General features: G+C 40.6%; 23 protein-coding genes. 19 read left to right on the forward strand and 4 right to left on the reverse strand.

Going from position 1 to position 24,006, the window contains the following annotated elements; translation table 11 throughout:
• The first annotated feature begins 391 nt into the window (after nucleotides 1-391).
• From H5164_RS01050 to oxyR, 3 genes are all read left to right on the forward strand, one after another.
• Entirely contained in the window at nucleotides 392-1,369 is a 978-nt protein-coding gene (locus H5164_RS01050; protein ID WP_182754344.1) for a TIGR01212 family radical SAM protein, read from the forward strand.
• A gap of 280 nt (nucleotides 1,370-1,649) precedes the next feature.
• Nucleotides 1,650-2,015: an Hpt domain-containing protein gene (locus H5164_RS01055; protein WP_124017091.1), complete on the forward strand. Its 366-nt coding sequence runs from the start codon at nucleotides 1,650-1,652 to the stop codon at nucleotides 2,013-2,015.
• Nucleotides 2,016-2,205: 190 nt separating this feature from the next.
• Nucleotides 2,206-3,132: a hydrogen peroxide-inducible genes transcriptional activator OxyR gene (gene oxyR / locus H5164_RS01060; protein ID WP_124017092.1), complete on the forward strand. Its 927-nt coding sequence runs from the start codon at nucleotides 2,206-2,208 to the stop codon at nucleotides 3,130-3,132.
• A gap of 92 nt (nucleotides 3,133-3,224) precedes the next feature.
• Here the strand turns inward: oxyR and H5164_RS01065 are convergent, their stop codons facing one another.
• Nucleotides 3,225-4,235 carry an adenylate/guanylate cyclase domain-containing protein gene (locus H5164_RS01065; RefSeq protein ID WP_220487645.1) on the reverse strand — a complete coding sequence of 337 codons (1,011 nt, stop codon included), beginning with the start codon at nucleotides 4,233-4,235 and terminating at the stop codon, nucleotides 3,225-3,227.
• Between the two features lie 232 nt (nucleotides 4,236-4,467).
• Nucleotides 4,468-5,136: a DNA mismatch repair endonuclease MutH gene (gene mutH / locus H5164_RS01070; RefSeq protein ID WP_182754347.1), complete on the reverse strand. Its 669-nt coding sequence runs from the start codon at nucleotides 5,134-5,136 to the stop codon at nucleotides 4,468-4,470.
• 763 nt (nucleotides 5,137-5,899) lie between these two features.
• Here mutH and rppH point away from each other — a divergent pair.
• From rppH to H5164_RS01085, 3 genes are all read left to right on the forward strand, one after another.
• Nucleotides 5,900-6,418 carry an RNA pyrophosphohydrolase gene (rppH, locus tag H5164_RS01075; protein ID WP_124017220.1) on the forward strand — a complete coding sequence of 173 codons (519 nt, stop codon included), beginning with the start codon at nucleotides 5,900-5,902 and terminating at the stop codon, nucleotides 6,416-6,418.
• 24 nt (nucleotides 6,419-6,442) lie between these two features.
• Nucleotides 6,443-8,683, forward strand: coding sequence for a phosphoenolpyruvate--protein phosphotransferase (gene ptsP, locus H5164_RS01080; protein WP_182698324.1), 2,241 nt, complete (start codon nucleotides 6,443-6,445; stop codon nucleotides 8,681-8,683).
• Between the two features lie 80 nt (nucleotides 8,684-8,763).
• Nucleotides 8,764-9,564, forward strand: a complete 801-nt coding sequence (locus H5164_RS01085; RefSeq protein ID WP_182754350.1) for a sulfite exporter TauE/SafE family protein — start codon at nucleotides 8,764-8,766, stop codon at nucleotides 9,562-9,564.
• Nucleotides 9,565-9,636: 72 nt separating this feature from the next.
• Here H5164_RS01085 and H5164_RS01090 read toward each other — a convergent pair whose 3' ends face one another.
• Complete coding sequence (locus tag H5164_RS01090; RefSeq protein ID WP_124017097.1) at nucleotides 9,637-10,488, reverse strand: thymidylate synthase; 852 nt, start codon at nucleotides 10,486-10,488, stop codon at nucleotides 9,637-9,639.
• A gap of 245 nt (nucleotides 10,489-10,733) precedes the next feature.
• Between H5164_RS01090 and nhaA the strand changes: the two genes are divergently transcribed.
• From nhaA to H5164_RS20185, 5 genes are all read left to right on the forward strand, one after another.
• Nucleotides 10,734-11,909, forward strand: coding sequence for a Na+/H+ antiporter NhaA (gene nhaA / locus H5164_RS01095; RefSeq protein ID WP_124017098.1), 1,176 nt, complete (start codon nucleotides 10,734-10,736; stop codon nucleotides 11,907-11,909).
• Nucleotides 11,906-12,292, forward strand: coding sequence for a hypothetical protein (locus tag H5164_RS01100; protein WP_124017099.1), 387 nt, complete (start codon nucleotides 11,906-11,908; stop codon nucleotides 12,290-12,292). The genes nhaA and H5164_RS01100 overlap by 4 nt, the downstream gene beginning before the upstream one ends.
• A gap of 518 nt (nucleotides 12,293-12,810) precedes the next feature.
• Entirely contained in the window at nucleotides 12,811-13,734 is a 924-nt protein-coding gene (nhaR, locus tag H5164_RS01105) for a transcriptional activator NhaR (protein WP_182754352.1), read from the forward strand.
• 29 nt (nucleotides 13,735-13,763) lie between these two features.
• Nucleotides 13,764-14,012 (forward strand): succinate dehydrogenase assembly factor 2, encoded by a 249-nt coding sequence (locus H5164_RS01110; RefSeq protein ID WP_124017101.1) that lies wholly within the window; start codon nucleotides 13,764-13,766, stop codon nucleotides 14,010-14,012.
• 37 nt (nucleotides 14,013-14,049) lie between these two features.
• Entirely contained in the window at nucleotides 14,050-14,469 is a 420-nt protein-coding gene (locus H5164_RS20185; RefSeq protein ID WP_182754355.1) for a protein YgfX, read from the forward strand.
• A 31-nt stretch (nucleotides 14,470-14,500) separates the two neighbouring features.
• Here the strand turns inward: H5164_RS20185 and nadB are convergent, their stop codons facing one another.
• Nucleotides 14,501-16,117: an L-aspartate oxidase gene (gene nadB, locus H5164_RS01120; RefSeq protein ID WP_182698329.1), complete on the reverse strand. Its 1,617-nt coding sequence runs from the start codon at nucleotides 16,115-16,117 to the stop codon at nucleotides 14,501-14,503.
• Nucleotides 16,118-16,350: 233 nt separating this feature from the next.
• On the opposite strand from nadB, the gene rpoE reads away from it, so the two are divergent.
• From rpoE to era, 8 genes are all read left to right on the forward strand, one after another.
• The gene (gene rpoE, locus H5164_RS01125) at nucleotides 16,351-16,929 is read left to right on the forward strand and encodes an RNA polymerase sigma factor RpoE (RefSeq protein ID WP_124017104.1); all 579 of its coding nucleotides are present in this window, start codon (nucleotides 16,351-16,353) and stop codon (nucleotides 16,927-16,929) included.
• Nucleotides 16,930-16,955: 26 nt separating this feature from the next.
• The gene (locus tag H5164_RS01130) at nucleotides 16,956-17,555 is read left to right on the forward strand and encodes a sigma-E factor negative regulatory protein (RefSeq protein WP_124017105.1); all 600 of its coding nucleotides are present in this window, start codon (nucleotides 16,956-16,958) and stop codon (nucleotides 17,553-17,555) included.
• 48 nt (nucleotides 17,556-17,603) lie between these two features.
• Nucleotides 17,604-18,536, forward strand: a complete 933-nt coding sequence (locus H5164_RS01135; protein ID WP_182754358.1) for a MucB/RseB C-terminal domain-containing protein — start codon at nucleotides 17,604-17,606, stop codon at nucleotides 18,534-18,536.
• 208 nt (nucleotides 18,537-18,744) lie between these two features.
• Nucleotides 18,745-19,215, forward strand: coding sequence for a SoxR reducing system RseC family protein (locus tag H5164_RS01140; RefSeq protein ID WP_182754769.1), 471 nt, complete (start codon nucleotides 18,745-18,747; stop codon nucleotides 19,213-19,215).
• Between the two features lie 214 nt (nucleotides 19,216-19,429).
• A complete protein-coding gene (lepA, locus tag H5164_RS01145) occupies nucleotides 19,430-21,220 on the forward strand; it encodes a translation elongation factor 4 (RefSeq protein ID WP_124017108.1) in 1,791 nt (596 codons plus the stop codon).
• 187 nt (nucleotides 21,221-21,407) lie between these two features.
• Nucleotides 21,408-22,322 (forward strand): signal peptidase I, encoded by a 915-nt coding sequence (gene lepB / locus H5164_RS01150; protein ID WP_182698330.1) that lies wholly within the window; start codon nucleotides 21,408-21,410, stop codon nucleotides 22,320-22,322.
• Complete coding sequence (gene rnc / locus H5164_RS01155) at nucleotides 22,322-23,002, forward strand: ribonuclease III (RefSeq protein ID WP_182754361.1); 681 nt, start codon at nucleotides 22,322-22,324, stop codon at nucleotides 23,000-23,002. Before lepB ends, rnc begins: the two co-directional genes overlap by 1 nt.
• Nucleotides 22,999-24,003: a GTPase Era gene (era, locus tag H5164_RS01160; protein WP_124017111.1), complete on the forward strand. Its 1,005-nt coding sequence runs from the start codon at nucleotides 22,999-23,001 to the stop codon at nucleotides 24,001-24,003. The genes rnc and era overlap by 4 nt, the downstream gene beginning before the upstream one ends.
• The last annotated feature ends 3 nt before the right edge of the window (nucleotides 24,004-24,006 follow it).

Below are 24,006 nucleotides of genomic sequence, written 5' to 3' on the forward strand. Positions count from 1 at the left end.
TGAAATATAATTACTAGAAAAAGGTAATAAGCTGTCAAGTTTACGTTAACGTAAACTGTGTTTTTGGCGCTATAACGTTCTGAATAAAAAGAATTTTAGAAAAAAATTAAATTACTGATTACCTTTTTGTAACAATGGCGGTTAATTGTTTTTGAAACAAAAATAATGAATTTTATTTCAAACACAGTCTTTGGGTAAAAAATTATTATAAATGAGTAAATATTCACTTTTTGTCGATGTAAATAAACTAAATTGTTTTAAACGTTATTTAGTTTGTACATAAGTTTATAACTCGCTTGAGTTAATAGACTGTTTTATTGATTTAGCACCAAGACAGGTGTTTATCGACTGACTACACTGGCGAACTTTGGCGTAATAATGAGACTGTATTTTGGGTTTAGATGACTACGTAAATACGTTTGGCGTGTATTGCAAACGTCTATATGGACAAAGGGTAAAAAAATTAACCATTGATGCCCAATTTACTTGTCCTAATCGTGATGGCACCTTAGGGGTGGGAGGGTGTACTTTTTGCAACGTTGCTTCATTCAGTGGTGAACGAGGTAGAGAACAACCGATAGCGATACAATTAACTGAAGGCAAAGTACGTGCGCAATCGGCAAAAAAATGTACTTCTTCAGTGAATATAAATACTACCCCCACAGCTAAATATATTGCTTATTTTCAAGCTTACACTAGTACTTATGATGAGTATGAAGTGCTAAAGCAAAAATATGATCAAGCGCTGGAGGATAGCGATATTGTAGGGTTACATATTGGTACTCGTCCTGATTGTGTTCCTGATCAAGTAATTGATTTACTGGTTGAGTATCAACAACGAGGGATAGAAGTATGGCTAGAATTAGGCTTACAAACCGCCAATGATCATACTTTAAAGCGGATTAATCGTGGCCATCTGTTATGCGAATATCGTCGGACGGTAAAAAATGCCCGCGCTAGAGGCATTAAAGTGTGTACTCATTTGATATTAGGGCTCCCAGGCGAAACGTCGATTGACTATTTTAATAGCTTACAAACTGTATTAGGCATTGGTGTAGATGGACTTAAATTACATCCTTTACATGTTGTTGAAGGCAGTACGATGGCGAAGCAATGGCGTTATAATGCTATGCCATTATTGACCCTTGAAGAGTATGCCGCTGAAGCTGCAAAACTTATTCGACATACTCCAAAAAATATTATCTTTCATCGGGTAACTGCTTATGCCAAAAAACCAATCTTACTCGCCCCAGATTGGTGTGCTTTTCGCTGGGATGGCTTGGTTGCGATCGTAAACGAGTTACGTGAATTTGGTGGGCAAGGCAGTGCATTAATCGCTAGCCAACCTAAAACCTCTTGGGGCGAGTGATCGCTGCGGGTCGATTATTGGCAATCAAATAGGTTCAACATTTAGGTCGATTTTTGTGATGTTATATAGGAGTGATAACTATTATCACTAAAAATTTGGCTGAAAAATTATCAATGTGAGGTATTTTTAAACATTGGTAATACCAGTTGAGTAGTTATGTTGAAAAAATGTGATATTTTTTCATTAAATAGCGGTTAAATATTAGCAAGCCTTGCATAGGGTATTTTACTCGGTATCATATTTATAACTTTATAGCGTTATATTTGATAGAGGTGCCTTAATGGCCACAACGCAGTTAGACTCAATATTGGATCTCAATACGCTTGAGCAATATATCAGTGCCATTGGAGCTGGAACGTTATTGAAAAGCGTCGTGTTATTCGAGCAGCTAATGCCTGAATATATCAGCAGCCTAGTGAAAGCGGGTGATGCAAATGATAAAGACACCTTATGTGCAGAAGCTCATAAATTTAAAGGTGCAGCAGGGTCTGTTGGCCTGAAACGCATTCAGCAATTTTCACAGTTATTACAACACGGTGAAGAAGCTAAATGGGAAACCGAACACAAGGTATGGCTTGCTGCAATCGTTGAGCATGCTGCCAAAGATTTACAACAGTTGAAAGTATACTTGGAAGCAAAAGCGTAATTTCCATTATGCTAGTCACTATCTGTTTAGATAAATACCTAGACGAGTGCTGAAAGTCATGCTGTTTAAGTGCCTCTTATTTAAGGGGCATTTTTTATGGGCCTTTATTTCGATTAGCCCATTGATGTCTTGTTTTTTTGGCTTATTTAATTCACTATTTGAATTAACATAGATAAGGGTAATCGTTTATATGAAAAATCTTCCTAGCCTTAAAAACCTTTATTATTTAGTTCATTTACATCAAGAACAAAATTTTAATCGCGCTGCCAAGATATGCTTTGTGAGCCAATCAACATTATCAAGTGGGATTCAAAATCTTGAAGAGCAACTGGGTTACCAGTTAATTGAACGCGATCATAAATCCTTTATGTTTACTGCTATTGGCGAAGAAGTGGTTGAGCGAGCTCGCAATATTTTAACCGATGTCGATGACTTAGTTGAGTTAGTTAAAAATCAAGGCGAACCCATGACTGGAGAGATCCGCTTAGGGTGTATTCCGACCATAGCGCCATTCTTACTCAGTCGAGTGGTTAAATTATGCCAGCAAGATTATCCCAAACTCAGCTTGTTATTAAAAGAAGATACCACTGAGCGTTTGTTGGATGCGTTAGCCAAAGGTGAGTTAGATCTATTGATATTGGCGTTACCCGTGGACACGAGTGGTTTTCATAGTATGAAAGTCGGTATTGATCCGTTTAAAATGGTAATGCATAAAGAGGTATCGCAGCAATTAGTGCAACCTATCGACTACCAAAAAATGCCTGATGAAAGTATTTTTTTACTCCAAGCTGAACATTGTATTACCGGACACGCAATAACAGCATGCCAATTGGGTGATAGTGCCAAAATTAATCCCTTTGCTGCCACGAGTCTGCATACTTTAGTACAGATGGTAAACAGTAAACTTGGTACTACATTTTTACCCCAAATGGCTATTGATACAGGGATTTTAACGGATACCGATCTGGTTGCTATCGATCCACCTGGTGAAGCCCCTTACCGTGATATCGGTTTAGTTTGGCGTCAAACTACCAGTCGTATTTCAACGTTCAGAACCTTAGGTTTGGCCATTCAGAAAAAGCTGTTAGCACAAGTGTTACCGAATAAGATCGGTTAGAGACTCATTTGGAGAATGTTGAAGCCTCAATAAATGGCAAGTCGTAATACTTGCCATTTTTGTTATTAACTGACTTCAGCTAGCAGAGGGAGCTATTTTATTGGAGCAACACCATACACTTCAGTTGGATGCTTTTTACCTTTTAGCATAATAGGCCCTAAGTCAGTCAGTTGATACTGGCTATTTTGCTGTTCAAGTCGATGCACTACATCCCCTGAGAGTAACATTCTTTGACCGAGTGGGTTACATTGATCTTGCAGTCGAGCCAGAGTGTTTAATACATCACTAAAGAAACTAATTTCTTGCTTATGAACACCAACAACTGCGGCGACAACTTGGCCACAGTGGGCTGCTGCTTTGAATTTGGGCACAAAACCATATTGCTGTTCAAAGTATTTTCTCTGCCACTGAAGTTGCTGACAAAACTCAAAATAGATATTCATGCAACGGTCATGTTTAATGCCTTGTTCTAACGGCCAGTGGATCAATACTGCATCACCCATATAGCGATAAATTTCCGCTTCATTATCGGTCACCGTATCTGCAAGCATACTAAAGCTGTCTTGAATCAACCGGCTAAAGCGATAGTCACCTAACGTTTCTGCATGAGCGGTTGATGACACCATATCGATAAACAAGAACAATTGTTGCTCATAACGTGGCTTGTGATATTTACCCATGCCAATATTCAGTAATACTTTTGGGCCTACCAACAGCGACATTTGTTCAATAAAAGCTAAGCTGACCCGCACCACAACAAGATAAACCACTAATGCTTGGAATGATGGGCTGTAAATAATTTGCACCGTAAGCATTTGCCGCAATGTCACCATGTGATTCTCTATGGCCCACATGTTTAAAAATTGTGTCACATACGCTAAGGTCGTCGCCCCGAGTAATAGAAACAAGCCTTTAAATACGACTGAAAATAAATAAGGTAAACGACTGATGGCGCTAAAGTCAGCAATCAGGTTCGACATCCAATGCAAACAGCCAAATACAATGCCCATCATCACTGCAAGTGTGGCTAAATCGGCACTTCCAACTGCCCACTCAGGTAGTTGTGATGATTGTGAGTAACGAAAAAAAACGAAAGAAGCCATTGCTACACACCAGGCAAAAATAGCGAACAATAATTTTTGTGTTTGACGGCGTGCTTTCACGGAGAATGTGGTTGCCTAAATGACTTAGTATATAAGAGGGGTAGTCTATAGAAATTTTGCTTACTTGTGATATTTTATTTCTGATTTAGATCAATAGAAGTGAAGAAACTGCTGCAGTAGTACAAGTTTTTTCGATATTAATAATCATAGTCAGGGTTGTGATTGTGGCAGATTATGAGAATGCATTAGCTAAGATCTGTTGCGTAAAGTTAATTTTAAGGTAAAACCCTCGAGGATTGGATAATTGTATACTGCCATCTTCGGCGATGCTTTCTGTGAGTGCTTTACTATTAGCCGCTTTTGGTCGTAATTGCAGTACCTCTCCATGACGGGCGCTAATTTTATCTACCTTGCCTAAGGCAATAAGCTCCATTATCTCTTCCCAATCTTGTTGTAACTGTCTGGCTTGATCTCTGTTGGGTTGCCATAGTATGGGTGTGCCTATACGTCTTTGCCCAACAGGAATACTCCGCTCACCTTCAACAGGAACCCATAACACTCTCTGCAATTTATGGTAAACCAGACTATTCTCCCAAGTCATGCCTTGAATATTCGTCAGTGGGGCCACAGTGACATAAGTCGTTTCTAGTGGTTTGCCGTTATGATCAATCGGGATCGTTTTTAGCTCAACGCCTAAATGCAGAAAGTCTTGTTCAGGTTTTGAGCCCGCAAGCGCACCTAATTCAGATTCAATAAGTTGACCTACCCAGCCTTTATCTCTTCGCAAATCCACCGGTACTTCTATTTGATTATCTATGGCAATATCCGCTAAACAAATGCCTGCCATATTGTGGGCTCTTTGCATTAATTCATTGAGATTTAAAGGCGATGATTTAGCCATTTGATGATAATTTACCTTTGAGAACGTGGGGGCGCTGGCGATTAATACTGACACGCTATGCTATCAAGTAATATTGATTGATAACAAGTTTAGTTAGTTGCACTTGGGTTGGTTGAAAAATAGCCGCATTTTGTTTGGGTAAAGTTATTCGCTTAAAATCTTCTGTAGGATGCTGTTTTAAAATGATTTTTTTAACTACGACTGTTTTTATAATATACTTGTCCCAAGTTACACTCGTTTTTCCCCTACATTTCACACATACTTATCCACAGATTTAATGGATAAGTACAAGTTTATGGCTCTTTAACTGATTAAAAACCCCAAGTCAACGTAATAAAATGGCTTTTTTACGGGTTTAATTTAAAATAAGCCTTGTTATTTGTGTATAACTTAAGTTGCTAAATGAGTGATTAGCTATCTCAATTAGGCTTGTGTGTTTTTTGTACTATTGCGGCGATCTAGCATTTTTTGAATTTATTTAAAATTTTAAGTTACTGTTTATATAGAATTATAATATAATTCTCAGCAGTTTTATTCAAAAGGATATTAGTTGGTTTTTAGCCTGTTATTAAGGTTTACCAAAGTTTCGAACAGAGATATCCACAGATTTTGTGGATAATCCACAAAGTGGTTTTGTATAATTGTTGATAATTTTGATTTATTCACATTGTTATTCAATTATCCACAGTAAATAGAGGTTTGCCGATAGGCATGCTTTGTGAAACAATCAAACGATATAAAATTTGTTATTTTCGGAGTCCATGTGATTGATAGCGACGGCTTTCGCGCAAATGTGGGCATCATTATCTGTAATAAATTTGGACAAGTTATGTGGGCCAGACGTTTTGGCCAACATTCATGGCAGTTTCCACAAGGTGGGTTGGATGATGGCGAGTCTGCAGAAGAAGCCATGTATCGAGAACTTTACGAAGAAGTGGGGCTAAGACCTGAACATGTTCAAATTTTAACGTCCACGCGCTCTTGGTTACGTTACCGTTTACCTAAGCGTTTGGTACGCCAAGAAAGCAAACCTGTTTGCATTGGCCAAAAACAGAAATGGTTTTTACTACAATTGAAAGGTCACGATAATACCATTAACTTGAATTCTTCAGGTCATCCAGAGTTTGATGATTGGCGTTGGGTCAGTTATTGGTATCCTGTTCGTCAGGTAGTGTCTTTTAAACGCGACGTATATAGAAAGGTAATGAAAGAGTTCGCATCGACGACATTAGCGCTACAAACGCGCGAATTTAGTAAAAAACGAAGCAAACAACGGAGTTAACTGATTTCAAAGAGGATTGGAACAGTGTTAAATATGCTCAGGGATATTACTCAAGCTGTTGCGAGAGCCAACAGCCTTGAAAGTGCATTAACCATATTAGTGTCACAAACTCGATTAGCGATGGCTACCCATTGCTGTTCTATCTATATCCTTGAACAACAACATCTTGTGTTATCGGCCACCGAAGGGCTAGAAAAATCTGCTGTTGGCCGCGTCAGTATGCCGCTATCTGAAGGGTTAGTTGGCTTAGTTGCCGAACGTGAAGAAGCTATTAACCTTGCTGATGCCCGTATTCACCCTCGCTTTAAATTATTCCCAGAAGCTGCAGAAGAAGAATATCGGGCATTTTTAGCTGTACCGATCATTTTTCAAAAACAGGTTGTCGGCGTTATTGTGGTGCAACAGCCCGAAGCGCGTCAGTTCAGTGAAAACGAAGAAGCATTTTTAATGACCTTGGCAGCGCAACTTGCTGTCGTTGTGCGAAGCTTAAAGCACAAGGCGGCCATTACCAATGTGCAGCAACAAGTTGTTTTCAGTGGTGAAACAGCGTCAAGCGGTATTGCGATTGCTCATGGTCTAGTGTTAGGTGGTTTGATTTCACTGGAACAGGCCGAGATCAGATGTACTGATGTTGATGTTGAAATTCTGCGCTTAAAATTAGCCGTACAGCGTTGTAAAGACATGCTGACGTCAATATCGCAACGTTTTGAACGCGAAAAATCTGCTGATGTTGCCTCTATATTTACTGCATTTCAATTACTGCTCGATGATTCGAGTCTCGGTGGCGAGTATGCCCGTGAAGTCGCATTAGGCTGGCAAGCTGAGTCTGCTGTCAGTCGGGTGTCTATTCGCTATATTGAGCAGTTTTTGGCGATGGAAGATCCTTACCTCAAAGAGCGCGCCAGTGATATTCGAGAGCTCGGGCAGAAGTTGCTTCGACAACTGATAGAGCCTGGCCGACTGGAATTAGAACCGGATAAACCGGTTATATTAGTCGCAAAAGAAGTGGATGCCACTTTACTGGCTGAGTTTCCGCGGCAAAAGTTGGCTGGGATTGTCACCGAGCGTGGTGGGGTAAATGCTCATGCCGCTATTTTAGCGCGTGCGCTAGGTGTACCAGCTATTGTTGGCGTTGATGAAGTCTTATCCATCGATATTGATCAAAAGCTATTAGTATTAAATGCTAATCGTGGTCAGCTATTGGTATCGCCTTCACCCGCTGTGATAGAAGAGTACCAATTACTGATTGATGCCGATGTTGAAAAACAAAAGCAATTTTCTGCCGAGTTGGGTTTACCCTCTATTACCACCGATGGCGAGCGGATCCATTTGTATCTCAATGCCGGGTTACTCAGTGGTATCGCATCTGAAATAGCAGAATGTGCCGATGGTATTGGGTTGTATCGAACTGAAATCCTATTTATGTTGCATCAACGCTTTCCGAGTGAAAGTGAGCAAATCAATGTCTATCGCCAAGTATTAGATGCTGCAGGTGATAGACCTGTGGTGATGCGTACATTGGATGTGGGTGGTGACAAACCACTACCGTATTTTCCGATTAAAGAAGATAACCCATTTTTAGGCTGGCGCGGCATTCGGTTATCACTGGATCATCCTGAATTATTTTTAGTGCAATTACGGGCGATGCTACAAGCGGCAAGTCACGGTAATCAATTGCAAATATTACTGCCAATGGTCAGTAATTTAGATGAAATAGATCAAACCTTAAAATATTTGGATCAAGCATTTATTGAATTAAGCCAAGAGTTAAATACTATTTTGGTTAGGCCTAAAGTTGGTGTAATGCTTGAAGTACCAGCATTATTATACCAGTTACAAGATGTGGCGAAGCGAGTTGACTTTGTTTCTGTCGGTAGTAATGATTTAACCCAGTATTTGCTGGCTGTCGATCGTAATAATCCGAGTGTGAGTTCGCTATTTGACAGTTATCACCCTGGTATTCTTAGAGCCCTTAAACGCGCGGTTGATGAGTGTAAACTGTATGATTTAGATGTGAGTGTGTGTGGTGAACTTGCTGGAGAACCCTACGGCGCCTTGCTTTTAGTTGCTATGGGGTATAACAAACTCAGTATGAACCAAGGCAGCTTAGCGAGGATTAATTTTTTACTTAGACGTGTCTCAAAACAACAGTTATCTGAATTGCTGGAGTCTATTTTACAGCAATCAAATGGTAATCAAGTTCGAGGCTTACTCGCTCACTTTTTACAACAGCATGATTTAGCAGACTTAATTAATATGGATTAGTCGTTTGATTTAATCGGCTTGATAACTCGCTGTTGTGGTTTTTGATAATATTGCCAAGTGTCGCTCTTAAGGATGTCATCGTGGATAGTTTACTGCAGGTCTTTTTAATATGTCTTTTGCTGGGATCCGTTGTGGGTTTTTTAGCCGGCCTTCTAGGTATTGGAGGGGGATTAATTATTGTGCCTGCTCTGTTGTATATCTTACCATCCGTTGGCATTAGCTCGGTTCAACTCACTCACGTCGCTATCGCTACATCACTGGCGTCGATTATTTTAACGTCTATGTCTTCAGCTGCTGCCCATCATAAACGCGGTAATATTCCTTGGACGTTATTTAAACCTATTTTACCCGGTATTGTGATTGGTTCTTTAGCGTCAGCATTTGTGTCTGAGCAAATTGCATCGGATGATTTACAGCAGGCTTTCGCCATTTTTGTCGTGTTAATGGCTGTACAAATGGCGTTTCCGTTTAAAGTGAAAACGGGAAGTGGTCTGCCTAATTTTGCCGTGCTATTTATCATCTCAATTTTGATAGCGCTAACCGCTGGGCTAATGGGGATTGGTGGTGGAGTACTGCTAGTTCCATTTTTGAGTTATTGCGGTTTACAAATGCGCCAAGCTGTTGGGTTTTCATCGGCCACCGGAATGCTTATTGCTGTATCCGGTACCATTGGTTATATCATCGCGGGATTTGATGTACCGAATTTACCCGAGGGATCGGTGGGATACATCTATTTACCCGCATTAATCGGGATTATTATTAGCTCAATGTTGTGCGCGCCTATTGGTGTAAAAGCGGCAAGCTCTTGGCCCACGCCAGTGTTGAAAAAAATCTTTGCTTGCTTGCTTGTTGTTGTAGGATTGAAACTACTAACGAGTTAAGCCTACACAATAACAAAAATGGCGTTGTTCAAGTATTTGAACAACGCCATTTTTGTTATGAGCGAAACCAGATTATACGGCGAAAGGATATTTAATCGCGTCGTGATGCTGATAATCTTCTACACTAAAATCATCCAAGGTCACCCAAGTTTCAATGTCTTTTAAGGTTTTAATCTGTGGATTAATGATTAATTTAGGTGAGGCAAAAGGCTCACGTTTTAGCTGAATATCGCGCATGGGTTCAAGCTGATCTTCGTATATATGAGCGTTGACAATTTTATGGTACGCCTTACCAGGTTTGTGGCCCGTTATTTGTGCCATTAATGCCAGTAATACGTAAACCTGTACCATATTGAAGTTCAATCCTAATGGAACATCACAACTTCTTTGGGTGCTATTGAGATATAAGGTATCACCAAGTAATGAAAAGTGATGCTCGTACATACATGGACGTAAGCAACCTAAGTCAAATGCGCCTGGATGATAGAAGGTTAAAATCTCACCGCGATTATCGATACCGTTAGTTAAGTCATCAACAATTTGTTGCAGTAAATCGACTTGCCCACCACCCGCTTTTGGAAAAGCACGCCCCAAGGCTCCATAAATCAGCCCCATATCGTCGTGACCTTTACGGTTTGGGTTATCTAACCAAGCTTGGTTTTCGTTGGCATTGGCATCCCATGTTTTGGTGCCTAATGATCTAAAATCAGCAGCATTTTGATAACCGCGTAAATAGCCAAGGATTTCTGCAATGGCTGATTTCCAGAAACTTTTACGTGTAGTCACTAATGGAAATTGATTATTTGCAACGTCATAAACAAGATCGGCATTAATGACGGTGAGGCATTTTTTGTTAGTGCGAGCATTATTGACCCATTCGCCTTCATCGACAATACGCTGGCACAAATCTAGATATTGTTTCATCTGTTTAATCCTTTTTCCTTTTCGAGATTATACCCAAACCAAGGTTAATTAACACGTTCTAATCTGTAGAAAAAGACCCAATCTACGCTATGCTTCACAGTGTCAGCATAACTCGAATAAAGTATAAAGCAGACTTGTTACCGCTTGATACCTCGGAAATGCCGAGTTAATATCAAGAAACAAGCGATTATTATAGTTTCAATGATTCAGATAGACTTATCTTATTGTTTTTTTTGGAGTGTTATATGGAACGTGCAATTAAAAACTTTTTAAGCCAAGAGTCTGCCGGTGGGATTTTACTGATGATTGCCGTGGCTTTGGCGATGATTCTTGCCAATTCACCATTAGCTGGGATATATCAAGATTTCTTAGCCACTGAAGTCCAGTTTAGGGTAGGTGATCTTGATATCGATAAGCCACTTTTACTGTGGATTAATGATGGTTTGATGGCATTGTTCTTTTTATTAATCGGCTTAGAAGTGAAGCGTGAATTACTGGAAGGAGCATTGTCTAGTGTCGCAAAAGCATCCTTACCCAGCTTTGCTGCTATTGGTGGCATGGTTTTTCCTGCGTTATTTTACTTAGCATTTAACTACTCTAACCCTGAAACTCAGGTTGGCTGGGCCATCCCAGCGGCAACTGACATTGCCTTTGCGCTAGGTATTATGGCACTACTGGGTAGTCGTGTTCCGGTGGCCTTAAAGGTATTTTTGCTGGCGTTAGCGATTATTGATGATCTTGGCGTGATTGTGATTATTGCGCTGTTCTACAGTACCGATTTATCAATGCTTAGTTTAGTGATTGCGGCGATATCAATCGTGCTAATGGTCGCTTTGAATAGAAAAGGGGTCAGTTCGATTCTACCTTATGGATTACTGGGCTTTATTTTGTGGGTTGCGGTATTGAAATCTGGCGTGCATGCGACTTTGGCCGGTGTGATTATCGCATTTTGTATCCCTTTACGTGCTAAAGATGGCTCTTCACCGTCTGAGCATTTGGAGCACAAGCTACACCCATGGAGCACCTTTATGATTCTGCCGGTGTTTGCTTTTGCTAATGCTGGTTTATCATTAACCAATATGTCATTGGATACATTTGCTGAACCTATCACCCTAGGTATCATCATGGGTCTGTTGTTAGGTAAGCCTATTGGAGTGCTGCTATTTAGTTATTTAGCCGTAAAACTTAAATTAGCTGAGTTACCACCAGGCATTGGCTGGAGGCATATCATCCCTGTTGCGGTTATGTGTGGTATTGGATTTACCATGTCGGTGTTTATTGCTTCACTAGCATTTGAGAATTCACCGGCTGCGTTTGGTGATTATGCAAGGCTCGGTATTTTAACTGGATCGTTATTTGCGGCTGTGATTGGTTATTTTTGGTTAGCCAAGGTACTGCCTAAAAATGGAGGGAAATCATGAAATTCAATACATTAACCTTGGGAATACTCGTGAGCAGTCTAGCTATTCCTGTATCGGCGGAATCATTTAATGTTTGTCTTGAATCATCTGACTCACCCACTTGCCAAAGTTATTTGGAAGGCGTTGTGGATGGAGCATTAATGTTTCAAGATGAGCTGGCTAAGAAACGAATTGATCCCAATGATTATGAATCAAGAGCATTGAAATACCGAGCGGGGAAACGTTATCAAACAGCGAATGTGAATTATTGCTCTAGCCACATAATCGTAAAATCTGAAGTTGTCTCAGCACTTACTGAGCAGGTGTCGTTAAACAATGTCAGTAACAGTGATGAGCTGGAATCAGTGATCACGAGTTTAATGGATTGTCGCCGCAGTCAGTAATTTGGTCAATAGATTAACGCAGCCCTTGGGCTGCGTTTTTTATGCTTGATTTTTGGCTAATCATTCAGATGATTTATTCTAGTGGTTCAGGGACTGTTGATTTTTGATGATGAATGTTGCCACAGTTTGTTATGGCGGATTAGCTTTTTAGATCCTGTGTTTCTAAGATTTAGACTGCAGGGTTAAATCACCTGAATTTTGAATGGCAAACCACGCAAAACAGCCCTTTGCCTTGCTCATTGTGTTGAATTAACGAGTAATAAATTTGTTATTGGAAGCATCAATTCGCTTGTAGGAAAACGAGTGACAAGTTTGATGGTAGCTAAGGCTATGATTTTTATTATTGTATTGTCATATCTTATCCTTAGTTTAAGTTAAATAAACCACTAACGCGTTTTCTCTAACCCACGTTAACCACCTAAGATATACAGCCCAGCTACTATCAATTAATCAACAGCGCAGTTAAGTGTTTATTTGCTATAGTAGCTGTAGTTATTTTTGTAGGGTTAGTAATTGATATGCAGCATTTAAATTATAATCATTTATATTATTTTTGGATGGTACAAAAGAAAGGCTCTGTAACCAAAGCCGCTCAAGTATTATGTCTTGCACCTCAAACCATTACCGGGCAGATCCGTTCATTGGAGGAAAGATTAAAGGGCGCTGTGTTTAAACGTGTAGGGCGCAATTTAGAGGCTACTGAGTTAGGAGAACTGGTCTTTCGTTATGCTGATAAGATGTTTAGTCTTAGCTATGAAATGCTTGATATCTTAAATTATCAAAAAGATGACTCCTTGTTGTTCGAGGTCGGTGTGGCGGATGCATTATCTAAAGCCCTCGTGAGCCGTGTGTTATTAACCGTTATTCCTGCCGATGGGTCTGTACATTTAGCCTGTTATGAGTCAACTCACGATAGCCTTATTGAACGCTTACGTGAGCATAAGCTGGATATCATTGTATCGGATTGTGCCGGCGGCTCGTTGAAGTATCCTGAGATTTTGTCGAAAAAGTTAGGCGAGTGTGGAGTGAGCTTTTTTTCTGCGGAATCTATCTCTAAGCCTTTTCCTGCTTGTCTTGAGCAGAGTAAATTATTAATCCCAGGTAAACGAACCTCATTAGGACAACAGTTACACGGTTGGTTTGCGGAAAAAAATCTTAATGTCAGTATTTTGGGAGAATTTGACGATGCCGAAATGATGAAAGCATTTGGTTACTTTAATCGCGGTATTTTTGTCGCACCGTCTATTTATCGTCATGATATACTGTCACAAGGTATGGTATTGCTTGGTGAAACAACTGACATCAAAGAAGAATACCATGTGATGTTCGCTGAGCGAATGATCCAACATCCCGCGGTAAAATCATTATTAGCAACGGATTTTGGAGAATTATTTGCTGGACGAGATAAACAAGTACAAGATTTTGAGAACCGTATAAGCTAACTTGTGATACAGACATCAGGAGATTTGTGTTGGAATTAATGAATATAGCTCGTGTCCGCTGGGCATGTCGTCGCGGAATGTTAGAATTAGATATCTTGTTTCAACCTTTTGTCGAAACTCAATATGAAGCAATGACCGATGATGATAAAAATACCTTTATTCGTCTATTAGAGTGTGAAGACCCAGAGTTATTTGCTTGGTTTATGGGGCATGAACAATGCCAAGATCCATTGTTAGCCGATATGATAATAAAAGTCCGTGGAAGACCAGCACCTTAATTCAATAGCCGTTTCGTCGTCTAATACTAGCACTCATATGCAGCAATTTGCGTTGAGTGCTTCGTTTTTACAGCGTGCTGGGTTAACAGTATTTTTTGCCGTTATTTTAAGTAGCTTTTTGGCTTGGCCCAGTTATTCCTCCCTGATATACCACATTATCCAAACATTACTTTTTATTGTAGTAATGCTTATTTTTGTTTTTGAATGGCGCAGATTGTCTCATTGGCGTTGTTTATTTTCTTTGGGAAATAAGAGGGCTGGTACTCTATTATACGGTACTGGTGTACAAGCGAGTAATATCAGCCTAAGCAAAAAAGCGTTCATTTGCCCACTAGTGTGCATTATTTTTTTACAGGTGAGTAAATCTGGAGAGCGGCGGTTATTACTGGTGTGGAGTGATATGTTAGACGACACAGCGTATCGTGATCTGTGCCGTCTATTATTGAGCCATCAATGAGCTTATTTAAGCGTAAATCGTCCGATAATGATTAACGATTAGGTTGTAAGATAGTAGGTTTAGGATTGTCGACTTGTTCAGGATAATCAATATTATAGTGAAGTCCTCGACTCTCTTTTCGCTCCATCGCACATCGAATAATCAACTCTGCAACCTGGACTAAGTTACGCAACTCTAACAAATTGTTGCTGACACGGAAATTTGAATAATACTCTTCAATTTCTTGTTGCAGCATTAAACATCTTCTGAGCGCTCGCTCCAATCGTTTATCAGTTCTCACAATACCGACGTAATCCCACATAAATAACCGCAGTTCGTGCCAGTTGTGGGCAATGACCACTTCTTCATCTGAGTTACTGACTTGACTTTCATCCCACACAGGCAATGGACAAGGCATTGGGATTTTATGTAACAGTCCCTCTATATCCTGTGATGCTGCCCGTGCAAAGACTAAACACTCGAGTAACGAATTACTCGCCAATCGGTTAGCGCCGTGTAAGCCAGTGTAAGCCACTTCGCCAATAGCATATAAGCCATTAATGTCAGTTTGACCATGAAGATCAGTCATCACACCACCGCAGGTATAATGTGCTGCAGGCACTGCAGGGATCGGATCTTGAGTAATATCAATACCTAATTCTAGGCAACGTTGATAAATGGTGGGGAAATGTTTAATGATAAAATCAGCAGGTTTATGGCTGATGTCTAGATAAACACAGTCTGCGCCTAAGCGTTTCATTTCATAATCGATTGCGCGGGCGACAATATCACGAGGGGCAAGCTCTCCGCGTTCATCGAAGTCAGGCATAAAGCGGCTACCGTCTGGGCGGCGTAAATATGCCCCTTCACCACGTAATGCTTCGGTTAATAAGAAATTTCGCGCGTTAGGGTGAAATAAACACGTTGGGTGAAATTGATTAAATTCCATGTTTGCGATGCGGCAACCCGCACGCCAAGCCATAGCAATACCATCGCCACTGGCAATATCAGGGTTGGAAGTGTATTGATAAACTTTAGAACTGCCGCCGGTTGCTAAGGCCACAAATTTTGCCTTAACGGTTTCAACATGCTCCTCATCTCGATTCCACACATAAGCGCCAAGTACACGGTTACCCGGTCGATGTAATTTACGAGTGGTGATTAAGTCGATCGCATTGTAACGTTCTAATACTTGTATGTTTGGGTGAGCCATGGCTCGTTCTTGTAATGTGGTTTGTACTGCTTTACCGGTTGCATCAGCTGAGTGTAGAATTCGTCTATGGCTATGCCCGCCCTCACGGGTAAGGTGATAAGGTGCCGCGCTATTATCGACTCCTGCTAAAGTTTCTTCTTTATCAAATGCCACCCCACAATTTATTAACCATTGCATTGCGCTTTTGGCGTTTTCTGCGGTGTATGTCACAACCGATTTATCGCATAATCCGGCACCAGCGATTAACGTATCGTTGACATGTGACTCAATTGTGTCGCCTTCATCAAAAACGGAGGCTATTCCACCTTGAGCATATAGCGTGGACCCTTCTGATAACGGGCCTTTAGAAAGAAGAATTACTTTTGATTTTTCAGCAAGATGTAGCGCTAAAGTTAGTCCAGCAGCTCCGCTGCCGATGATCAAAATGTCACATTGGTGTTCAACTGCTTGTTTCATCAGGTATCATGGTGTGGCTTAGTGGTTTTATTATAGTAAATCAAATAACCTAAGTAGGGTACTTTTACAGCGGGTTTTATTGTGATTTTGCTTAGATATTTTATTGATAAGTGAAATAAATTAACTTTTTTTAATTCAAAATCGAACTTTCTTCATATTGGTAGGTCTACTTATATGAACAGGATTCGAGCGACTGAGAAATCAGTATTACAGATTAGGAGTAGTCGGCTCGGATGAGTGGACAATATAGTGATCAACAATTAGTTGAACGAGTACAGCAAGGCGATAAAAACGCATTTAACCTGTTAGTGCTAAAGTATCAAAATAAAGTGATGAGTTTGATTTCCAGGTATGTTCGCAATCAAGCGGACGTGGCGGATGTGACACAAGAAGCCTTTATTAAAGCTTACAGAGCCTTAGCAAACTTTCGTGGTGAAAGTGCATTTTATACTTGGTTGTACCGTATTGCGGTAAACACCGCAAAAAACCATCTTACATCGCAAGGGCGCAGAGCACCTGCAAACGATGTTGATATAGAAGATGCAGAATATTATGAAGGCAGTGATGCACTTAAAGAGTTTGCATCACCAGAGCAATTATTAATGAAAGATCAAATGAGTAAAGTGATCTTTAACACGCTCGACACTCTGCCTGAAGAATTAAAAATGGCCATATCGCTCAGAGAGCTAGACGGCATGAGTTATGAAGATATTGCCAATATAATGGATTGCCCAGTAGGCACAGTCAGATCGCGTATCTTTCGTGCTCGAGAAGCAATCGACAAACAGCTCCAGCCTTTGCTGGAAAAGTAACAGCCTTAACCTTAGATAGGTGAATAATGCTTAAATCAAGTCAAGAATGGGTATCTGCAGCAGTTGATGGTGAAGTCGATGATAAAACATTGGCACAGCTTTCTGCTGATGTTGATTCACATGATGAATGGCAACGCTATCATATGATAGGCGATGCAATGCGCGGCGAACTGCCTGCGACCATTGACTTAGACCTTTTTGCCAGCATCACTGCAGCGATTGAGCTTGAGCCAACAATTATCGCGCCTCAAGCCAAATCAACTGAAGTTGACCAACAGCGAACTACTGCTTCCAATGTAGTGCCATTTTTCAAGCAGTTTGGCCAATATGCTATTGCTGCAACTGTCGCTATGGTGGCGATTGTTGGTGTGCAAAATTATAACCAAAGCAATGATGCAGAATCGCCATTACCAGTGTTAATGACACGTCCTTTAGTGGGTAGTGTATCTCCGGTAAGTTATCAGACTGGTGCAGCACAAAATCAGCAAAGCTATTCCAACGAGCAAGTGATTGAACAGCGTCGCCGGATTAATGCTTATATTCAAGATCACATGTTGCAACAACGCTTAAATCCAGGTGTTGCTGTTGATAACAATAGCGTGCAAGATGCTACGGTAAATCCATAATAAATTGGAATAAACCTTATCTTACGTCTTACTTTGTTAGGAGTTAGCTTGCGCCTTATCCTGCTAGCACTATTAGCGTTAACCTTTCCAACACACGCTGAAGAAGATTTATCTGCTAAAGCTTGGCTTAATAATATGAGCCAAGCGATGCACGATAAACAATATAAAACCTCAATTATTCAGCTACAAGCTGACCATATTCGTCCGCTCGTCTATATTCATGGCATTGTCGACAACAAAGAAGTTGCTTTACTTGAGTACCTCAATGGCTCACCTAAAAATGCTGTACGAGTTGATAATCGAGTTACGTTTATAGAACATGACCAGCCGGCTTACAGTGTTTTGGCTCCTCGCATACAGGGTATTTGGCCTGCTGCGTTGGCGGGAGATTTAAATCAACTCGAAAAAGGCTATCAATTTGTTATTGGCGGTCGCGCTCGTATAGCTGGACGTCCAGGGCAGATGATCCGTTTATTGGCTAATGACGATAATCGTTATGATGCGCAAGTGTGGATCGATATGGATACCTACCTGCCATTACGTTTTGACACCCTCAATAAAGACAAACAATTGCTTGAACAAACTATGGTTATTGAACTTATTGAGTTAACTGAACCAGCAAATATTTTAATTGAAGCCGCCAAGCAAGAGTGGCCAGCAGTGATGAATCAAGCTGAACGCACTGATGGCAAAAATTGGCAATTTACTTGGTTACCTAAAGGTTTTGACGTGGTTGTTCGCGATCATCATCGTTTAATTGGTATTCATGAACCTGTTGAATATATTGCATTAACTGATGGTTTAGCTAATATTTCAGTTTATGTTGCCCGAGCAGGAGAAAATCCTATGCCTAATGAATTACTTATTCGTAATGGCTTATCAATGGTAGTGGTAAAAGTAGGTACTCTTGAGGTCGTGGCTATTGGTAAGGTGCCTTCAGAAACCTTAGATAAAATTGCTAATAGTTTAGTATTAAAGTAAACCTTATGCTTTATTGAACCATAAGCCGTGACAAGAGCTTCTTGTATCACGGCTTATGTGTTTTCAGGGCCAGCAGAGCGTTATCAATGATATAGCTTAGTGGTAAACTTGCTTAGTCATTGCGCCGCATTGTGCTAAAATCACTACATTATTTATCGGTTGAGTGTGTAAAATGACGAGTAAAATATCCGAATCAACGGCACCGACTATGATGGAAGAAATTGCCCGAGTGGTTGATTATCAACAAGGTTGGGCAACAGTTGAAGTTGAGTTGAAAAGTGCCTGTAATCATTGCGCTAGCAGTGAGAATTGTGGCACATCAACCATTGCAAAAGCTTTTTCTGTTCAAACGCAACGTTTTTCATTGCCAAGTGATAAACCTTGCCATAAGGGTGATTTACTTAAAATAGGCTTACCTGAAAGCGTTATCGTTAAAGCGGCTGCATTAGTGTATTTATTGCCGTTACTAGGATTGTTTCTATCTGCATTAGTGGGGCAAATGTTAGCCGCTGGCCTAGGATTGAGTACTAATGGTTTTGCTATGGTTTTTGGTGCATTAGGCGCATTGGTTGCTTGGTTTATTGGTAAACACTTCGCCGCGCAACTTGAAGCACAAGCTACACCCGTTATCATTGCCTATTTGGGGCAAGAAGTGGGCATTATTAGTGCGAGCCACTAGTTATTATTAAGGATAACTTATTAGCCTGTGGTGCATCTTGTACTGACTGATTGAGTCCGTAAACTCATTAGCCAATGCTTGAAAACAGCATCTTATGGCCAACAATTACACCAAAATAGATACTATTGTTTAATCTGATTGGTATTAACCCCCTAATCAGGTACAATTTGCCACCTCGATTTTCATCATATTTAGTAGTAGTCATTGCAGCATAATGAAACACATTAGAAACTTCTCGATTATTGCCCATATCGACCATGGTAAATCAACTTTATCCGATCGCCTGATCCAGGTATGTGGCGGCTTAACTGACCGTGAAATGGCTGCACAGGTTTTAGATTCAATGGATCTAGAACGTGAGCGTGGCATTACGATTAAAGCCCAAAGTGTCACCTTAGATTACCATGCAAAAGATGGTAACACTTATTTACTCAACTTCATTGATACCCCAGGACACGTAGACTTTTCTTATGAAGTTTCACGTTCTTTGGCAGCATGTGAAGGTGCATTATTAGTGGTTGATGCTGGTCAAGGCGTAGAAGCTCAGACATTAGCAAACTGTTATACTGCACTAGAAATGAATTTGGACGTTGTCCCAGTACTCAACAAAATTGACTTGCCTCAGGCTGAGCCCGATCGTGTCGCTGCAGAGATTGAAGACATCGTTGGTATTGATGCCATGGATGCGGTGCGCTGTTCTGCAAAGACTGGTATCGGTGTTGATTTAGTCCTTGAAGAAATTATTGCAAAAATTCCTCCTCCAGTAGGTGATGAATCTGCGCCTTTACAAGCCTTGATTATTGACTCATGGTTTGACGCTTACCTTGGTGTGGTGTCGTTAGTTCGTATTAAGAATGGCATTCTTAAAAAAGGCGAAAAATTCAAAGTGATGTCCACCGGACAAAACTATAACGCTGATCGTGTTGGTATTTTTACTCCAAAAGAAAAAGACAAAGCAGAGCTTCGAGCCGGTGAAGTGGGTTATGTTATTTCTGGTATTAAAGAAATTCATGGTGCACCAGTTGGCGATACGTTAACTCATGCAAAGCATGGCGCAGACAAACCATTACCCGGTTTTAAGCGAGTTAAGCCTCAGGTTTATGCTGGTGTATTCCCGATTTCGACTGATGAGTATGAAAGCTTCCGTGATGCATTGAACAAGCTTAGCTTAAATGATGCGTCCCTGTTTTTTGAACCTGAAACATCTTCAGCGTTAGGCTTTGGTTTCCGCATTGGTTACCTCGGTTTACTGCACATGGAGATTGTTCAGGAGCGCTTAGAGCGTGAATATAATCTCGATTTGATCACTACAGCGCCGACAGTGGTTTACGAAGTTATCATGAATAACGGTGATACTATTTATGTTGATAATCCATCAGGATTACCTGCGCTGAATAACATCCAAGAAATTCGTGAACCGATTGTTGAAGCCAATATTTTAGTGCCTAAAGAATACCTAGGTAACGTGATTACCTTGTGTATTGAAAAGCGTGGTTCGCAAACCAACATGGTGTATCACGGTAATCAAGTGGCCGTGACCTATCATTTGCCTATGGCTGAAGTGGTAATGGACTTCTTCGACCGTCTTAAGTCTACGAGCCGGGGTTATGCTTCATTAGAGTATAACTTTATTCGCTTCGATCCAGCGGACATGGTACGCCTAGACATATTAATCAATGGCGACAGAGTTGATGCACTTGCGATGATTATTCACCGCAGTAATATTCGTCATCGTGGCTTGGCTTTGGTTGAGAAGATGAAAGAATTAATCCCTCGCCAGATGTTCGATATTGCGATTCAGGCTGCTGTTGGCAGTCAGATTATTGCTCGTTCAAGCATTAAAGCATTACGTAAAGATGTGACCGCTAAGTGTTATGGTGGTGACGTTTCACGTAAGAAGAAACTGCTTAACAAGCAGAAAGAAGGTAAAAAACGCATGAAGCAAGTGGGGAACGTTGAGGTGCCACAAGAGGCATTTTTAGCGGTACTGAAGCTAAACGATTAATAATAATTAATCGAGTTTATGTGCAGAATAACGCCGCATATTGCGGCGTTATCGTTATTTTTACTATATATTTTGTAACACTCAACTGGGTGAATGTTTATTCGTTAATCACCATACTGGATTGAGTTATTCTGAGCTTTGCTCAAGCCATATGGATCCAACACACCCAGCAGGAGATAAATCAGTAATGGCAGCCTATTTTTCGCTTATTTTAGTGCTCGTAACCTTGGTCAGCGGTCTTATTTGGTTAATTGATGTGGTTTTCTTTGCGCCTAAACGCCGTGAAAACTTATTAGCAGCACAAGCTAACTCAACCCAGTTAAGCGCAGACGCTATCGATAAAATCATTCGTGAGCCTGTGCTAGTTGAAACGGCGCATTCTATTTTTCCTGTCATCGCCTTTGTCATGATTCTGCGCTCATTTATTTATGAGCCATTTCAAATTCCTTCTGGCTCTATGATGCCGACACTCTTGGTCGGTGACTTTATTTTGGTTGAAAAGTTTAGTTACGGATTACGTGATCCGGTATGGCGCAGTAAGTTGGTTGAAACTGGTGAGCCTGAACGTGGTGATGTATTTGTATTCAAATATCCTGAAAATCCAAAGATTGACTACATAAAGCGTGTAGTTGGCCTGCCAGGAGACAAAATTTTCTATCGAAATAAGCAGCTTATGATCCAAGAGGCATGTGATAGCCAAGTTGACTGTCCTGCGGCAAAAACGATTGAACATGTCGAAATTAATCGTGGAGAGTTTAGCCATAATGGCGTGCCATTAATTCGTTCGACTGAACAACTTGGCGATGTTAAACACGATATATTAATTGATCCGTCACGACCTGATTTTAGACAGCACTTTTATCCTCAAGCAGGCCTTCCTGCCGGTGAGTTTGTTGTGCCTAAGGGAATGTATTTTGCCATGGGCGATAATCGTGATAACAGTACCGACAGCCGTTTTTGGGGCTTTGTACCGGAAGAGAATCTTGTAGGTAAAGCCGTAGCAATTTGGATTAGTTTTGAATTTGATCGTCAGCCGAGTGATATGTTACCTGCATGGGTACCAACCGGTGTACGTTTTGATAGAGTAGGTGGAATACATTGATGGAACCCATTAAAAATTTGCCGCGTTTGTGCCGTACTTTAGGTTATGAATTTAATAATATTGAATTACTTATCCAGGCATTAACTCATCGTAGCGCAGCAAATAAACATAATGAGCGTTTAGAGTTTTTAGGTGATTCGATTTTATCGATAGTCATTTCAGATGCCTTATATCATCAGTTTCCAAAGGCAACTGAAGGCGATTTAAGTCGTATGCGTGCGACCTTAGTTAAAGGCGATACGCTGACTATAATCGCCAAAGAATTCAAATTAGGGGATTATTTATATCTCGGCCCTGGAGAACTTAAAAGCGGTGGATTTAGACGCGAATCGATTTTAGCCGATGCAGTAGAAGCTATTATTGGTGCTGTCTACCTCGATGCCGACATTGAAGTGTGCCGTAAGCTATTATTATCATGGTATCGAGAGCGTTTAGCTGAGATAAAGCCGGGTATTAATCAAAAAGATCCCAAGACTGTTTTACAAGAATATTTGCAAGGTTTTAAAAAGCCATTGCCCGATTACCAAGTTGTCGCGGTAGAAGGTGAAGCGCATGATCAAACCTTTACTGTAGAATGTAGCATTAGTGAATTAGATAAAGTTGTCACCGGTGTGGCAAGTTCAAGAAGAAAAGCTGAACAGCTTGCCGCTGCTCAGGTATTGGAGTTACTGAATAAATGACCAAGAAAACAGACTTGCCAGCAGGTGATAATCAAGAACCTAGCTTAGATGAACTGCTAGCAAGGATGAACCAAGCAGCGCCTGTCGCCACTGCCAAATACGATGTGACTTATTGTGGCATGGTGGCTATTGTTGGTCGCCCAAATGTAGGTAAATCAACACTTTTGAACAAGTTACTTGGTCAAAAGGTGAGTATTACCTCAAAGAAACCGCAAACGACTCGTCACCGGATCATGGGTATCCATACCGATGGCCCAAGCCAAATTATATTTATTGATACCCCTGGTCTGCACATTGAAGAAAAACGTGCGATTAACCGCTTAATGAATCGTGCAGCTGCCAGTTCTTTAGCTGATGTTGCTATGGTTATTTTTGTGGTTGATGGCATGACATGGACTGCTGATGATGAGATGGTATTACAAAAGCTACAACATCGTAATGATGCTCGTAAAATCATCTTGGCTATCAATAAAGTCGATAATATTAAAGATAAAGAAGCATTATTTCCTTACCTCAATCAATTAGCACAAAAATTTGATTTTGATGAGATTTTGCCAATATCAGCCAGTAAAGGTACTAACGTACAACGCATTTTGGATATGGCGCGCGAGTCGTTACCTGAAGCACCATTTTACTTCCCTGAAGATTATGTGACAGATCGCTCACAACGTTTTATGGCATCTGAAATTGTTCGCGAAAAGCTGATGCGCTTTTTAGGCGACGAGCTTCCATATGATGCGACTGTAGAAATTGAACAGTTTAAAATGATGGAGAATGGTGTTTACCAAATTAATGCGTTAATTTTAGTCGAACGTGAAGGCCAAAAACGCATGGTTATTGGTAATAAAGGCGAACGTATTCGGACGATTGCGACTCAAGCCAGATTAGATATGGAAACCCTATTTGAGAATAAAGTTTTCCTTGAAGTATGGGTAAAAGTCAAATCAGGTTGGGCTGATGATGAACGTGCATTGAGAAGTTTAGGCTATGGCGATAACTAAATC

This window comes from Shewanella sp. SG41-3, assembly GCF_014164545.1.
GTDB lineage: Bacteria > Pseudomonadota > Gammaproteobacteria > Enterobacterales > Shewanellaceae > Shewanella > Shewanella vesiculosa.